The sequence below is a fragment of the Nonomuraea sp. NPDC050451 genome, from assembly GCF_044458585.1.
This window is the reverse complement of the sequence record NZ_JBITHZ010000030.1, coordinates 41,705-54,703: the sequence shown is the minus strand read 5'-3', so window position 1 is coordinate 54,703 and position 12,999 is coordinate 41,705. Positions and strand designations below refer to the sequence as shown.

Annotated in this window: 17 protein-coding genes; 6 read left to right on the top strand and 11 right to left on the bottom strand. The window is 69.6% G+C overall.

Translation table 11 applies throughout. The features are described 5' to 3' along the window. The first annotated feature begins 36 nt into the window (after nucleotides 1-36). Complete coding sequence (locus ACIBI9_RS50280; protein WP_397234140.1) at nucleotides 37-873, top strand: N-acetylmuramoyl-L-alanine amidase; 837 nt, start codon at nucleotides 37-39, stop codon at nucleotides 871-873. Then, the gene (locus ACIBI9_RS50275) at nucleotides 870-2,459 is read left to right on the top strand and encodes a beta-N-acetylhexosaminidase (protein ID WP_397234138.1); all 1,590 of its coding nucleotides are present in this window, start codon (nucleotides 870-872) and stop codon (nucleotides 2,457-2,459) included. Before ACIBI9_RS50280 ends, ACIBI9_RS50275 begins: the two co-directional genes overlap by 4 nt. A 1-nt stretch (nucleotide 2,460) precedes the next feature. On the opposite strand, the gene ACIBI9_RS50270 is transcribed toward ACIBI9_RS50275, so the two are convergent. Genes ACIBI9_RS50270 through ACIBI9_RS50260 form a run of 3 tightly spaced genes read right to left on the bottom strand, consistent with a single transcriptional unit; the run spans nucleotide 2,461 to nucleotide 4,744 of the window. Beyond that, nucleotides 2,461-3,015 (bottom strand): GNAT family N-acetyltransferase, encoded by a 555-nt coding sequence (locus tag ACIBI9_RS50270; RefSeq protein ID WP_397234136.1) that lies wholly within the window; start codon nucleotides 3,013-3,015, stop codon nucleotides 2,461-2,463. Nucleotides 3,016-3,034: 19 nt separating this feature from the next. Beyond that, a complete protein-coding gene (locus ACIBI9_RS50265) occupies nucleotides 3,035-4,087 on the bottom strand; it encodes a quinone-dependent dihydroorotate dehydrogenase (protein ID WP_397234135.1) in 1,053 nt (350 codons plus the stop codon). 6 nt (nucleotides 4,088-4,093) lie between these two features. Next, nucleotides 4,094-4,744: a response regulator gene (locus tag ACIBI9_RS50260; RefSeq protein WP_397234134.1), complete on the bottom strand. Its 651-nt coding sequence runs from the start codon at nucleotides 4,742-4,744 to the stop codon at nucleotides 4,094-4,096. An 18-nt stretch (nucleotides 4,745-4,762) separates the two neighbouring features. Between ACIBI9_RS50260 and ACIBI9_RS50255 the strand changes: the two genes are divergently transcribed. The 3 genes from ACIBI9_RS50255 to ACIBI9_RS50245 all read left to right on the top strand — a co-directional run bounded on the left by ACIBI9_RS50255 (nucleotide 4,763) and on the right by ACIBI9_RS50245 (nucleotide 7,286). Next, a complete protein-coding gene (locus tag ACIBI9_RS50255) occupies nucleotides 4,763-5,137 on the top strand; it encodes a tautomerase family protein (protein ID WP_397234133.1) in 375 nt (124 codons plus the stop codon). A gap of 20 nt (nucleotides 5,138-5,157) precedes the next feature. Next, the gene (gene lpdA / locus ACIBI9_RS50250) at nucleotides 5,158-6,537 is read left to right on the top strand and encodes a dihydrolipoyl dehydrogenase (protein WP_397234131.1); all 1,380 of its coding nucleotides are present in this window, start codon (nucleotides 5,158-5,160) and stop codon (nucleotides 6,535-6,537) included. Nucleotides 6,538-6,899: 362 nt separating this feature from the next. Next, complete coding sequence (locus ACIBI9_RS50245; protein WP_397234129.1) at nucleotides 6,900-7,286, top strand: dienelactone hydrolase family protein; 387 nt, start codon at nucleotides 6,900-6,902, stop codon at nucleotides 7,284-7,286. Nucleotides 7,287-7,375: 89 nt separating this feature from the next. On the opposite strand, the gene tgmC is transcribed toward ACIBI9_RS50245, so the two are convergent. Together tgmC and ACIBI9_RS50235 are read right to left on the bottom strand one after the other, a co-directional pair. Further along, nucleotides 7,376-8,500, bottom strand: coding sequence for an ATP-grasp peptide maturase system methyltransferase (tgmC, locus tag ACIBI9_RS50240; protein ID WP_397234127.1), 1,125 nt, complete (start codon nucleotides 8,498-8,500; stop codon nucleotides 7,376-7,378). Further along, nucleotides 8,497-8,811: a hypothetical protein gene (locus ACIBI9_RS50235; protein WP_397234125.1), complete on the bottom strand. Its 315-nt coding sequence runs from the start codon at nucleotides 8,809-8,811 to the stop codon at nucleotides 8,497-8,499. The genes tgmC and ACIBI9_RS50235 overlap by 4 nt, the downstream gene beginning before the upstream one ends. A gap of 139 nt (nucleotides 8,812-8,950) precedes the next feature. On the opposite strand from ACIBI9_RS50235, the gene ACIBI9_RS50230 reads away from it, so the two are divergent. Beyond that, nucleotides 8,951-9,484, top strand: coding sequence for a hypothetical protein (locus ACIBI9_RS50230; RefSeq protein WP_397234124.1), 534 nt, complete (start codon nucleotides 8,951-8,953; stop codon nucleotides 9,482-9,484). An 89-nt stretch (nucleotides 9,485-9,573) separates the two neighbouring features. On the opposite strand, the gene ACIBI9_RS50225 is transcribed toward ACIBI9_RS50230, so the two are convergent. The 6 genes from ACIBI9_RS50225 to ACIBI9_RS50200 form a co-directional block, all read right to left on the bottom strand. Next, on the bottom strand, nucleotides 9,574-10,071 hold the full coding sequence (locus ACIBI9_RS50225; RefSeq protein WP_397234122.1) for a DUF3592 domain-containing protein: 498 nt from the start codon (nucleotides 10,069-10,071) through the stop codon (nucleotides 9,574-9,576). Nucleotides 10,072-10,164: 93 nt separating this feature from the next. After that, nucleotides 10,165-10,287, bottom strand: a complete 123-nt coding sequence (locus ACIBI9_RS50220; RefSeq protein WP_397234120.1) for a hypothetical protein — start codon at nucleotides 10,285-10,287, stop codon at nucleotides 10,165-10,167. Continuing rightward, complete coding sequence (locus ACIBI9_RS50215) at nucleotides 10,287-10,508, bottom strand: hypothetical protein (protein WP_397234118.1); 222 nt, start codon at nucleotides 10,506-10,508, stop codon at nucleotides 10,287-10,289. Before ACIBI9_RS50215 ends, ACIBI9_RS50220 begins: the two co-directional genes overlap by 1 nt. Next, nucleotides 10,505-10,789, bottom strand: coding sequence for a hypothetical protein (locus tag ACIBI9_RS50210; protein WP_397234116.1), 285 nt, complete (start codon nucleotides 10,787-10,789; stop codon nucleotides 10,505-10,507). The genes ACIBI9_RS50215 and ACIBI9_RS50210 overlap by 4 nt, the downstream gene beginning before the upstream one ends. An 83-nt stretch (nucleotides 10,790-10,872) precedes the next feature. After that, nucleotides 10,873-12,399, bottom strand: a complete 1,527-nt coding sequence (locus ACIBI9_RS50205; RefSeq protein WP_397234114.1) for an MDR family MFS transporter — start codon at nucleotides 12,397-12,399, stop codon at nucleotides 10,873-10,875. Nucleotides 12,400-12,405: 6 nt separating this feature from the next. Next, the gene (locus ACIBI9_RS50200) at nucleotides 12,406-12,999 is read right to left on the bottom strand and encodes an NADPH-dependent FMN reductase (RefSeq protein ID WP_397234112.1); all 594 of its coding nucleotides are present in this window, start codon (nucleotides 12,997-12,999) and stop codon (nucleotides 12,406-12,408) included.

Genomic DNA, 12,999 nt, shown 5'->3' with positions numbered 1-12,999 from the left:
GGGCTTGAGCTCCGGGCGTGCCGTAAGTTGGAAGCCATGCGTGCTCTGCCAGCCTCAGTTCTCGCCGTTTGCGGCCTGATCGCCTCCGCGTGTGGCGGCACCGGCACCGGTGACGCCGCGGCAGGTCAGGCCGCTCCCGCGACAGCAGCGGAGCAGGCTTCCGCGACCTCCGCGGAGCAATCTCCCGCCAAGCAGTCCCCGCCCGACGCCAAGCCGCTCGAGGGCAAGGTCGTCGTGATCGACCCGGGCCACAACGGCGGCAACTACCGCGACCCCGCGGCCGTCAACCGCAAGGTCAACGTGCTGACCAAGTGGAAGCCCTGCGACACGACGGGCACCCAGACCAACGGCGGCTACAGCGAGGCCGCCTTCACCTTCGACGTCTCCAAGCGGCTCGTCAAGATCCTCGAAGCCCGCGGGGCCACGGTCAAGCTGACCAGGACGAGCAACAACGGCGTGGGCCCGTGCATCACCCAGCGGGCCGCGATCGGCAACAAGGCCCACGCCGACGCCGCGATCTCCATCCACGGCGACGGTTCGGCCCCCGCCAACCACGGCTTCCACGTCATCATGCCGAAGAAGATCAACGGCCCCGTGGACAAGGTCGTGGGCGCGTCGAGCAGGCTCGGCATCGACGTGCGCAACGCGTTCGCCAAGGGCACGGGCCTGCCGTACTCCACCTACGTCGGCCGCAACGCCCTCGACTACCGCAACGACCTCGGCGGCCTCAACCTGTCGACCGTGCCGAAGATCTTCATCGAGTGCGGCAACATGCGCAACGCCGCCGAGGCGGCCAAGTTCCAGGATCCCGGCTTCCGGCAGAAGATCGCGCTGGCGCTGGCGAACGGATTGCAGCACTATCTCGAAGCATGATTCCTCGCCCAGAGCTGCGCAGCGATCTTTCCGGTTCCTTCGAGCTGACCTCGGGCGCGACCGTGTCCGGCGACCTGGTGGACGCCGTACGCCTCGCGCTCCCGCTGCTCGACCTGCGGCCCGGCGACGCGGGTGAGATCGACGTCCGGCGGGATCCGGCGCTCGGCGAGGAGGCGTACCGGCTGACGGCGGGTTCGCGGGGCGTGGAGATCGTGGCCGGCGGGCGGGCCGGGGCCTTCTACGCGGCGCAGTCGCTGCACCAGTTGCTGCCCGCCGCCTCCTACCGGTTCTCCACCGGGGCCTCGTGGCCCGTTCCAGGGGTGCGGATCGAGGACGCGCCGCGCTTCGCCTGGCGCGGGCTGCACCTGGACGTGGCGCGGCACTTCTTCCCCAAGCGGGAGATCTTCCGGCTGCTCGACCTGATGGCGACGCACAAGCTCAACCGGCTCCACCTGCACCTGGTGGACGACCAGGGGTGGCGGGTGGAGAGCAGGGCGTACCCGCTGCTGCACGAGGTCTCCTCGCACCGGCCGCGTACGGCGACCAACTACTGGCGGGAGCCGGACACGTACGACGACCTGCCGCACGGGGGCTACTACACGCTCGACGACCTGGCCGAGATCGGCGCCTACGCCCGCGCCCGGTGCGTCACGGTCGTCCCCGAGATCGACGTGCCGGGGCACGCGTCGGCGATCCTGGCGGCCTACCCGGCGCTCGGGGCGACGGGGGAGCGGTACGACGTGCTCGACCGGTGGGGCATCTCCTCGGCGATCCTGTCGCCGCTGCCGCCGACCGTCGAGTTCCTGACCACGATCTTCGACGAGCTGATCGGGGCACTGGGCGAGACGCCTTACGTGCACATCGGCGGTGACGAGGTCGTGCTGGACCATTGGGGTGAGTCCGCGGAGATCACCGCGTACCGCGACTCGCTCGGGCTGGCCACCTCCAACGACCTGCAGGCGTGGTTCCTGCGGCGGCTCGCGGACGCGCTGGCCGAGCGGGGCACGCGAGCCGTGGTGTGGGACGAGGCGTTCGTCAGCGGCGGGCTGCGGGAGGACACCGTGGTGATGCCGTGGCGGGGCATGGGGGTGGGCCGCCGGGCCGCCGCGGCCGGACACGACGTGGTGGCGACCCCGGTGTTCCCGCTGTACTTCGACTATGCGGAGGCGGCCTCGGCGGACGAGCCCATGGCCATCGGCGACGCCGTCACCGTCTCGGACGTGGCCGCCTTCGACCCGGCCCCGGCCTCCTGGACGGAGGAGGAGCGCGCCCGGGTCCTGGGGGTCCAGGCGCAGCTCTGGACCGAGCGCGTGCCCGACGCCCGCACGGTCGACTACCGCCTGTGGCCGCGGGCCTGCGCGCTGGCGGAGGTCGGGTGGGCGGGGCCCGCCGACGGCTTCACGGGGCGGCTGGAAGAGCACCTGGGGCGGCTGGACGCGCTCGGGGTGGAGTACCGCCCGCCGGCGGGGCCGCACCCGTGGCAGCGGCGGCGTCCGCACCGGCCGGGCGTGGTGCCCGTCTCCGAGGTGATGGCCCGCATCGACGCCATGACGCACGACGCGGAGTCGACCCGCCCCAGCGTGTGACTCACATGGCCGGGCGGTCGTTGAGGATGCGCTGGAAGAGGCGGCAGCTCTGCCACCTGCCGTCGATCTCGAGGTAGCGGTCGGCGGTGCCGTACGGCTCGAACCCTGTCTTGAGCAGCACGTTCTGCGAGGCCGCGTTGTCGAGCAGGGTGCTGGCCGCGATCCGGTGCAGCCGCAGCTCCTCGTCGGCCATCCGGCACACCTCCCGCACGGCGCCGGTGGCCAGGCCGCGCCCGACGTAGCCGCCGTCCACCCAGTAGCCGAGGTCGGCGCTCAGCCAGGGGCCGCGGACGATGCCGCTGAGCGTCGCGCGGCCCACGATCTCCTCGCCGTCCGCGAGCACCCACGGCGTCGCCCGGCCCTGCGCCTGATCCTCGAGCAGGCTCTTGAGCCGCTTGGCCTGCCCGTCCAGGGTGAAGAACTCGTCGGCCCTGCGGGGCTCCCACCGCTTCAGGTGGTCGCGGTTGCGGTCGTAGGCGCGTACCAGGGCCTCGGCGTCCTGCTCGGCGGCCGGTCGCAGGACGACGCCGTCCGCTAGAGGTACCTCTTCGATCATTCGCCCAACGATAGGGGATTCAGGCGGTGCGGCCGATGGCGTCCGCGACGGACTTGAGGCCGTGGCGGCGTACGCGCCTGGAGAGCTGCCGGTGGATGTGCGAGGCCCAGAGGGGACCGCCGTAGACCCAGCCCGTGTAGCCCTGGACCAGGGTGGCCCCGGCGAGCAGGCGCTCCCAGACGTCGTCCACGTCCTCCACCCCGCCGACCGACACCAGCGTGAGCCGGTCGCCGACCCTGGCGCGCAGGCGCCTGAGCACCTCCAGCGAGCGGCCCTTGAGCGGGCGGCCCGACAGCCCGCCCGTCTCGCCGCCGTGCCTGATCGTGGTGTTGGTGGCGATGATGCCGTCCAGGCCCAGCTCCAGCGCCAGGTCGGCGACCGCGTCCACGTCCTCGTCCGCGAGGTCGGGGGCGATCTTCACCAGCAGCGGAGTGCGGCGGGGCGTGCCGTCCGCGACCTCCTTGACCGCCGTGAGCAGCGGCCGCAGCAGCGAGACCGCCTGGAGGTTGCGCAGCCCGGGCGTGTTGGGCGAGCTGACGTTGACCACGAGGTAGTCGGCCAGCGGCGCGAGCTCCCTGGCGCTGGCCACGTAGTCGGCCACGGCCTCCGACTCGGGCACCACCTTGGTCTTGCCGATGTTGACCCCGACCACGACGGGGACGCCGCGGGCGCGGCGCAGCCTGCGGGCGGCGGCGGCCGCCCCGGCGTTGTTGAAGCCCATCCGGTTGATCACCGCGCGCTCTCCCACCAGCCTGAACAGGCGCGGGCGCGGATTGCCCGGCTGGGCGTGCGCGGTGATCGTGCCGACCTCGACGTGGCCGAAGCCGAGCGCGGCGATGCCCTCGGCGCACGCGGCGTCCTTGTCGAACCCGGCCGCCAGGCCGAGCGGGCCAGGGAAGTGCACGCCGAACGCGGTCACCCGCAGGGCCGGGTCGTGGGGTGCGAGCGCGCGGAAGAGCAGCCGCTTGACCACGGGCAGCCGCGCGAGGAGCGCGAGGGCGCTCACGGTCTGATGGTGCACGGCCTCGGCGTCGAAACGCCGCAAGACCTGCGTGAACACGAGGCGATACATCACGGGTCAGGCTACCAACCCGGCCTCGTGGGCGATGATCGCGGCCTGCACGCGGTTGCGCACGCCGAGTCTGGTGAGGATGGCGCTCACGTACGCCTTCACCGTGCCCTCGACGATGTGCAGCTCGCGGGCGATCTCGCCGTTGGACATGCCCGCGCCGACCAGGGCGAGCACCTCGCGCTCCCGGTCGGTGAGCGGGCCGACGCGGTCGCGGGCCCGCGCCCCCTTGGTCATCCGGCCGCCGGCGAACTGCGCGATCACCCGCTGGGCGACCCTGGGCGACAGGTACGCGGCCCCGTCGGCCACCGCGTGGATCCCGGCGATCAGCTCGCGTGGATCGCCCGACTTGAGCAGGAACCCGCTCGCCCCGATGTCGAGCGCCTTGGCGATGTAGTCGTCCTCCCCGAATGTGGTCAGCATCACCACGGCCGTCGCCGGCGCGACCCTGCGCATCTCGCTCGCCGCGCCCAGACCGTCGAGCCTGGGCATGCGGATGTCGAGCAGCGCCACGTCGGGGCGGTGGCTGATGGCCAGGTCGACGGCCTGCCTGCCGTCACCGGCCTCGGCCACCACCTCCAGCGTCGGGTCGGAGGCGAGGATCGCCTTGACCCCGGCCCGGATCATGGCCTCGTCGTCGGCCAGAAGTACGCGGATCACACCCTCTATATTGCCGATATGGCACAGGTGAAGGTGTACGGGCGCCGGGACGTGTGGGCCGGGCGGCAGCGGGAGATCTCCGATCTAGTGCAGTCGTGCCTGGTGAGCGCCTGGGGCATGCCGCCGGAGAAGCGGTTCCACCGGTTCCTGCTGCTGGACGAGGACGACTTCGTGTGCCCCGGGCGCAGTGACAATTACCTCATCATCGAGGTGATCTGCTTCACCGGGCGCAGCGACGACGCCAAGCGGGCGCTGATCAGGGAAATCTACGATAAATCCGGCTACGAGCCGGAGGACGTGGAGATCACGATCATCGAGATGCCCAAGGTGAACTGGGGGATCCGCGGGGTGCCCGCCGACGAGCTCACCCTCTCGTACAAGGTCGAGGTCTAGCTGACGGTATGGTCCGACTCATGAGCACTCACTATGACGTCGTCGTTCTCGGCGCGGGTCCGGGAGGGTACACGGCCGCCGTCCGCGCCGCCCAGCTCGGACTGCGCACCGCGGTCGTCGAGGAGAAGTACTGGGGTGGCGTCTGCCTGAACGTGGGCTGCATCCCGTCCAAGGCGCTGCTGCGCAACGCCGAACTGGCCCACATCTTCAACAACGAGGCCAAGACGTTCGGCATCAGCGGCCAGGTCACCTTCGACTACGGCGCGGCCTTCCAGCGCAGCCGCAAGGTGGCCGACGGGCGGGTCAAGGGCGTTCACTACCTGATGAAGAAGAACGCCATCACGGAGTACGACGGCCGCGGCACGTTCCTGGACGCGAACACGATCCAGGTGAACGGCGAGACGATCACGTTCTCCCACTGCATCATCGCGGCGGGCGCGACCACCCGGCTGATCCCGGGCACGCAGCTTTCCGAGCGCGTGGTGACGTACGAGGAGCAGATCCTCACCGAGGAGCTGCCGGAGAGCATCATCATCGCGGGCGCCGGCGCCATCGGGGTGGAGTTCGCGTACGTGCTGCACAACTACGGCGTCAAGGTGACGATCGTGGAGTTCCTCGACCGGGTCGTGCCGCTTGAGGACGAGGAGGTGTCGGCCGAGCTGGCCAAGCGCTACAAGCGGCTCGGCATCGAGGTGCTGACCTCGACCCGCGTGGACGCCATCGAGGACACCGGCGCCTCCGTCAAGGTCACCGTCACCCGCGGCGGCGAGACCCAGGTGCTCGAGGCCGACAAGGTGCTGCAGGCCATCGGCTTCCAGCCGCGCGTCGAAGGCTACGGCCTGGAGAAGACGGGCGTGGCGCTGACCGACCGGGGCGCCATCGCGGTCGACGGGCGCTGCCGTACGAGCGTGCCGCACATCTTCGCCATCGGCGACGTCACCGCCAAGCTGATGCTGGCGCACGCCGCGGAGTCCATGGGCATCATCGCCGCCGAGACGATCGCCGACGCGGAGACCATGGAGCTCGACTACGTGATGATCCCGCGGGCCACGTACTGCCAGCCGCAGGTGGCCAGCTTCGGCTACACCGAGGCGCAGGCGCGTGACCTGGGCTACGACGTGAAGGTGGCGAAGTTCCCCTTCACGGCCAACGGCAAGGCGCACGGCCTGGGCGACTCGGCCGGCTTCGTCAAGATCATCAGCGACAACACGCACGGCGAGCTGCTCGGCGCCCACCTGATCGGGCCCGAGGTCACCGAACTGCTGCCGGAGCTGACGCTGGCCCAGCAGTGGGACCTGACCGTGCACGAGGTCGCCCGCAACGTCCACGCGCACCCGACGCTCGGGGAAGCGGTCAAGGAGGCGGTCCACGGCCTCGCCGGCCACATGATCAACATGTGACCTCCCAGGGGAAATGCAAGGTCCTCGCGTCGGGAGGCACTTCGTGCCATGCGAGTGCTCGGGCCCTGCCTCCCAGGGGCTCCGCCCCTTCGACCCCGGCAAACCCCCGCTCGCTGCGCTCGCCGGCGCCCGCCCGTTGCGCGATTACCGGGTTGGCCTGCTGGAGCCCACCCCGAGCGGTCCTCGCTGGCGCTCGGGCGTGCCGATGGGGGATCGGGGCTTCGCCCCGATCCCCGGCGAGGTGGCCTGCCGGCCCCCTCACGCTCCCCCGGCTGTGGGCCGCGTTCGCCGCGGGTGCGTCGCCGGCCGTGAAGCGGAGAGGATGATGGGATGGCTCATACCGGATCGGTTGGGAGGTCATCGTGGAACGAGCCCGCGATGCCGTCCGGAGAATGCCTGGGGGCACCGTTCTCGCCGGCGTTTCGATGGGCGTCGGGGTGGTCGGGGAACTGCTGCCCGAACGGCGCGACACGGCTGGTCTGCTGCTCCTGCACGGCATCACGCAGCTCCCCGCGTCCGCGCGGCCCGCCCTGCCTGTACAACTGCACGTCGCAAATCCGGATTCGTTCGCGCCGCCCGCTGCTGTCGACGGCTGGGCGAAGGCCGCGATGAGCGCGGGTGCCGCTGTGGAGGTCTTCACCTATCCAGGTGTCGGACACTTCTACACGGACGCGAACTTGCATGATCACGATGCGAAAGCGGCCGATCGCACCTGGCGGCGAAGTCTGGACTTCCTGCGGCGCCTTTGAGTCGCTGGTTCGGCAGGCATCCTGAGCCGGGGGTTTCCCCTTCGTCAGACTGGTGAAAGTTTGCGGTCACCGCACTAAGAAACGGCTCTTCAGGTGGGCAACGCCCAGGAAGGCCCGTCAGGCTCGCCCAGCCATACCCATTGCGCCTCGGGTGTGACGGTGAGCCCGAAGCCGGATTGGTGGGGCCGACCGGCTTCCTGCCACGTCAGAATGGCGTCTTCAACGGCGTCCCACAACTTGAGTGGCCCGTCTTGGTGGACTGTCCAGCCACCCTCGACTGAGGGCCGGACGTCGGCCTGTGCCCCGGTCTCCACATCAAGCAGAGTCAGGATGTCTTCGGCCCATCCGTGTTGCGCCTGCGGGACGGCGAGCTGGGCAACCCACAGGGCGGTGTCGTCCGTGAGAATGCTCGGGTCGATCCTGCTCTCGCTCACCTCGCCCGTACCCATAGTCATGGTTGGTCGAGGGGGCGGCAGGTGGGGCCGCGCCATCATGAAGTAGACGTCGTCCTTGAGAAAACGTCCGCTTGCGGTGCCGTCGTCAGCGACGTGGAGATGCGCGAACGCGACCCCGCCCGTCCAACCCAGCATGGGGGCCGTGATCGTCCCGCCTGGACGCATCTGCCGCACCCACGAGGGCGGGATCGTACGCACCGCGCAGGTGGCAATGAGCCTGTCGTAGGGAGCGTTCGCCTCGTACCCGATCAGCCCGTCATCCTGCACGAGCGTCGGCATGTACCCGGCCACGTTCAGCGCGACTTTCGCGCGCTCGGCTACAACGAGGTCGAACTCGATCGATGTGACGGCGCGATCGCCCAACCGATGGCACAGCAAAGCCGTGGAGTAGCCCGTTCCGGTTCCGATCTCCAACACCTCTTCGCCTTCGCCGATCTCGGCAGCTTCAAGCATCCGGACAACCAGGCTCGGGAGCGTTGACGACGATGTGGGCAGCAAGATGCCCATGGGCCGGGTTGCATCTTCGGCCATGACGCCATTGACCTGGGTCACCCATGTCTCATCGGTGTAGACCAGGGCTAGCCAGTCCTCCGGGTCCATCTCGGAGCGATGCACCGCCACCCGGCCTTGTCCGGCCCGGTAGCGGTAGACGGCATCGCCCACGAAGAGCTCGCGCGGCACCGCTTCAAGCGCCGCACGCCAGGTCGGAGAGTCAACGGCGGCGGCCAGTTCATGACGGAGCTTGGCAGCCAGGTTCATGCGAACCATCCCTCCAACAGGGTTTCGGCGAAAGCGCCGGCTATTGCGCCCGCATCGGGCGGCCAACCCCATTGCCCGTTCGGGTTGCATTCCAGGAATATCCAGCGGTAAGGATCATTGGCCGTTTCGTCGGCCTCCAGGGCAAAGTCGAAACAGCCGAACACCAGCCCGAAGTGATCGAGGTAGGCGCGCAGCGCGAATACGACTGATGAGGGTACACGGATAGGGGATCTCGCGCATGAGCCAGGCGAGCGCGAAGAAGATCGCCGCGAGGGCCGCGGCGCCGGTGAGGTGGCCTGCCGGGCTTTCACGCTCCCCAGGCTGTGGGCCGCGTTCGCCACGGGTACGTCGTCGGCCGTGAAGCGGCAACTCGAAGGGCGGCAGGGTGCCGGGATTCCGAATTCCATCCGTGCCTGTCGGATCATCCATTCGATGTGATGCCATGAGCTCATGGAAGCTGTGCTGGCAGGAGTCGTCGCCATAATGGGAACCCTTTTAGGGTCCATCGTCACGCACTGGTTACAGCGCCGTACGACCGACCAGATGGAGATACGGTCCCGAGACTCCAAGCTCCGCGAAGAGCGGATCGAGACATATGGAGCCTTCGCTGCCGCTTCGACTACTTACCGACAGGCGCGGATCACGCGTTGGTACAGACAACAGGATGATCGTGACGGGCCGACCTATCGTGAAGCGCGTGCCGAGAGCGACCGCGCCCAAGGAGCAGCCCTGCATGCCCTGTTCCGCGCCCAGATCATCGCCGGCGACAACGACGTGACGGCCTGCGCTCGGAGCGTGCTGGAGACGATCGATGAAATGCGTCCCACCCTGTCGCGATCGGAGTTCGACGTGAAGGTCAAGCAGAGCGACCACCTGCTTACTCAATTCGTGGCCCATGCATCGCGGGACGTGGTCGGCCTGGCGAAGCCCCATGCCCTGCGATCATTGCCTGAGCCTCACGCCCGGCCGAGCCGCGAGAGCTGACCTGATTTCCTGCAATGCCGTGGCGTGTCGGCGGCGGCGAGTGGCACCGTCCGGCATCAAACTGTTTGCCCCCGAGCAGTCCGAGCCGGTCATCCGCCGGTTCCGATGCCGGGCGGGCAGGCGACGCTCTCGAGGGAGCCGTCGGGGCGCTGGATCTCGCACCCGCTCTTACTGCCGCCGTCCCAGAAGCCGAAGAAGAAGACCACGCCGATCACGACCGCGATGAGCCCGACGACTATGCCGCCGTAGCTGCCGCCGGCGTCCTGCGCGGGCACGGCCGTGGTCGGGTCCTGCGGGTCGTAGAGCACCTCGGTCTCATCGCCGGTGCCGAGGTCGGAGGTGGTCGCCGCCTCGGTGGTGATCTCCTGCCCCTCCAGGGTCGTGAAGGTCAGGACCGGCCACTGGTTCGCCCTCAAGCGCTCGCCCTGTCCCGTGAACCTGGTCCGGACGTCGCTGACCACGCCTTGCACCCGCTGCGCCTGCCGTACGAACCGCTTGCCGTTGATGATCCCTCTGATCGCAACCAGGATGATCACTAATCCGAACACCACAAACAGCAGCGGGAGGTACGGGAACAGGTCTTTCAACGCAGATCTCCTCGGGTCGATCTGCACGTTAGAACGTCTTGGAGGGCCATGGGTTCCCGCCGCCCGCGAACCGGTTCAGCCATCTGAGCAGTCTCACGTGATCACGCCGGCCGAGTCGTGGCGCACGAAAGAGGGCAAACCCGGTCTGCTGTGGCACTGGCCGGCGAGGAGGTCGAAGTGGAACGCCGCCACGAGCAGGATCAGGCTGGCCATCATCAAACTGTTTTGCCTCCGAGCAACCCGAAAATCACGCCCAGACCGGCCCACGCGGCTCTTTGCAGCCATTCGATCGTTGACTTCTGCGAGTCGGTGGGATTTTCGATGAAAAGCCCCGTATATATCGCGCCGCCCACGAAGAGGACCGTGAAGCCGAGCACCACGAAGAACACGAGCCGGAAATTCCGGTCCACGGTCGTCGCGCCGCCGCCCGGGCTCATTCCGGCCCTCCCGCGTATCGGTGGTGACGCGCCACCGGGCTGCTCCGGTCCTCCTCGATCTTGATGATCAGCTCATCTATGGGGATGACCTCTTCCTCCATGGCGGGCCGTGCCCCCTGCTGGGACTCGAGTGTGGTCCCGGTTTTCACGATCAGGGTCAGCTCGCCGAGCGGGCGCCTGAATATGGCGCGGAGAGCCGCGCGAGTCCCGGAGCTGCGGGCCATCGTCAAGGCCGTGGCCGCCAGTGCCGCCGTGGCGAATCCCCAATAGAATCCGTTCATGGCCCCCTCTGGAATCGCAGTGCCCGCTATCGGCGCGATTCCCTTTTTCCGGACGCGGATCCCGCTGTCGCGGGAATTTTGACTCAGCCTTTCCGGGGCAGGGGCGCCGGTTCGGAGTCGGGCCGGGGTGCGGTTTCGGTGCGGAGCGGGATCTCGCGGATGAGCCAGGCGATCGCGAAGGAGATCGCCGCGAGGGCGGCGGCGCCGAGGAGGAGGGCGTGCAGGCCGCTGATGACGGCCTCGCGGACGGCGTCGGCCATCGGGGCGGGCAGGCGCGGCAGCGATCCGGGCGTCAGCTCCCCGCCCCGCTCCAGCCGTTCGGCCTGGCCGGGGCCGAGGCGGGCGGTCAGCTCCGTACGCATCCGGGCCGCGTACAGGGTGCCGAGCACGGCGATCCCCAGCGATCCGCCGACGGTGCGCAGCAGGGTGACCGTGCCGCTGGCCGCGCCCATGTCGCGCGGGTCGGCGCCGTTGATCGTGATGAGCGTCGTGCTCTGCATCACCAGGCCGATCCCCGTCCCGATGACCAGGGTGAGCGCCGAGGCGGCCGGTGCGGGGGTGGAGGCGTCGAGCAGGAGCAGGGCCAGCGACCCGGCGGTCATGAGCGCGCCGCCGAGGATCGGATAGCGGCGGTAGCGGCCGTCGCGGCTGATGAGCCGGCCGGTGACCAGCTGCGCGGCGAGCATGCCGAACATCAGCGGCAGCAGCAGCATGCCGGCCGCCGCCGGCGAGGCGCCCTGGACGAACTGCATGTACTGGGGCAGGTAGTTGGTCACGCTGACCATGGCGGCGCCGACGAGGAAGCTGAGGACCTGGGCGAGGGTGAAGCCGCGGTCGGCGAACAGCCGGGGCGGGATGACCGGTTCGGCGGCCCGGCGCTCGACGGCGACGAATCCTGCCAGGGCGAGCACGGAGAGCGCGCCCAGGGCGAGGACCTGGGGTGAGGTCCAGGCGTACGTGGTGCCCGCCCAGCCGGCCAGCAGAGTCATGGCCACGATGGCGGTGGTGAGCAGGGCCGCGCCGCCGTAGTCGATGCGGGGCTTGACGCGTTCGGCAGGCGGGAGGTGGATCCGGGTGGAGATGATCAGCAGCGCCACGGCGCCGACGGGCAGGTTGACGTAGAAGGTCCAGCGCCAGCTCAGGTAGTCGGTGAGCAGTCCGCCCAGGAGCGGCCCGCCGACGTACGCGATCGGCATGATGACGCCGATCATCGACTGCAGCCGGCCGCTCTCGCGGGGCGGCACGAGCACGCCGATGATGGCCAGCGCCCCGACCATGAGCCCGCCCGCGCCGAGCCCCTGCACGGCGCGGAAGGCGATGAGCTGGCCCATGTCCTGCGACAGGCCGGCCAGCCCCGACCCGGCCAGGAAGAGCGCGATCGCGCTGATGAAGGTCGCCTTGCGGCCGAACAGGTCGCCGACCTTGCCCCAGATCGGGGTGGTGGCCGCGGCGGCGAGCAGGTAGGCGGTCACCACCCAGGGCAGGCGGTCCAGGCCGCCGAGGTCGCCCGCGATCGTGGGCAGCGCGGTGCCCACGATCAGGCCGTCCAGCATGGCCAGGAACATGCCGAGCAGCAGGCCGAACACGCCGACGTAGAGAGATCGGGTCATGGCGCGTCACGCCGCGTACGGCCGGACGGCCTTGGCCTCGCGCAGGGCCTGCGCCCACCAGGCGAGCCGGTCCAGCATCACCTTGGTGGCGGGCTCGACGGCCGGGTCGACCGTCCTGCCCTCGCCGTCGAACTGCTCCCAGACGCGCTGGAAGCCGATGCTGTCACGGATGGTGACCGCGTGCAGCTCGGCCAGGACCAGGCGGAGCTGCTCGACCGCGCGCGTCCCGGCGGAGAAGCCGCCGTAGGAGACGAAGGCGACCGGCTTGGCGTGCCACTCCGGGCCGTGCCAGTCGATGGCGTTCTTCAGCGCGGCCGGGAAGCTGCGGTTGTACTCCGGCGTGACGATCACGAAGGCGTCGGCCGCCGCCATCCGCGGTGACACCGCGGCCAGCAGGTCTCTGGCCTCCTGGGAGGCCGGGGGCTGGCCGAGGACCGGGAAGACGGTCGGCAGCGGCGTCTCGACCAGGTCGATGAGGTCGGCTGCCATGTCGCCGCGCTGGTCGAGCCGGCCGACGATCCAGTTGCTGACGACTGTGCCGAGGCGGCCGTCGCGGGTGCTGCCGAGGATGACGGCGACCTTGAGCGGGCTGTCGTTCAT

Excerpts from the sequence above, each read along its gene's own strand:
- tgmC (WP_397234127.1), bottom strand. The coding sequence starts at position 8,500 with ATGAACCTGGCTGCCAAGCTCCGTCATGAACTGGCCGCCGCCGTTGAC.
- ACIBI9_RS50265 (WP_397234135.1), bottom strand. The coding sequence starts at position 4,087 with ATGTATCGCCTCGTGTTCACGCAGGTCTTGCGGCGTTTCGACGCCGAG.
- ACIBI9_RS50275 (WP_397234138.1), top strand. The coding sequence starts at position 870 with ATGATTCCTCGCCCAGAGCTGCGCAGCGATCTTTCCGGTTCCTTCGAG.
- lpdA (WP_397234131.1), top strand. The coding sequence starts at position 5,158 with ATGAGCACTCACTATGACGTCGTCGTTCTCGGCGCGGGTCCGGGAGGG.
- ACIBI9_RS50270 (WP_397234136.1), bottom strand. The coding sequence starts at position 3,015 with ATGATCGAAGAGGTACCTCTAGCGGACGGCGTCGTCCTGCGACCGGCC.
- ACIBI9_RS50230 (WP_397234124.1), top strand. The coding sequence starts at position 8,951 with ATGGAAGCTGTGCTGGCAGGAGTCGTCGCCATAATGGGAACCCTTTTA.
- ACIBI9_RS50200 (WP_397234112.1), bottom strand. The coding sequence starts at position 12,999 with ATGAACGACAGCCCGCTCAAGGTCGCCGTCATCCTCGGCAGCACCCGC.
- ACIBI9_RS50210 (WP_397234116.1), bottom strand. The coding sequence starts at position 10,789 with ATGAACGGATTCTATTGGGGATTCGCCACGGCGGCACTGGCGGCCACG.
- ACIBI9_RS50205 (WP_397234114.1), bottom strand. The coding sequence starts at position 12,399 with ATGACCCGATCTCTCTACGTCGGCGTGTTCGGCCTGCTGCTCGGCATG.
- ACIBI9_RS50215 (WP_397234118.1), bottom strand. The coding sequence starts at position 10,508 with ATGAGCCCGGGCGGCGGCGCGACGACCGTGGACCGGAATTTCCGGCTC.
- ACIBI9_RS50220 (WP_397234120.1), bottom strand. The coding sequence starts at position 10,287 with ATGATGGCCAGCCTGATCCTGCTCGTGGCGGCGTTCCACTTCGACCTC.
- ACIBI9_RS50255 (WP_397234133.1), top strand. The coding sequence starts at position 4,763 with ATGGCACAGGTGAAGGTGTACGGGCGCCGGGACGTGTGGGCCGGGCGG.
- ACIBI9_RS50280 (WP_397234140.1), top strand. The coding sequence starts at position 37 with ATGCGTGCTCTGCCAGCCTCAGTTCTCGCCGTTTGCGGCCTGATCGCC.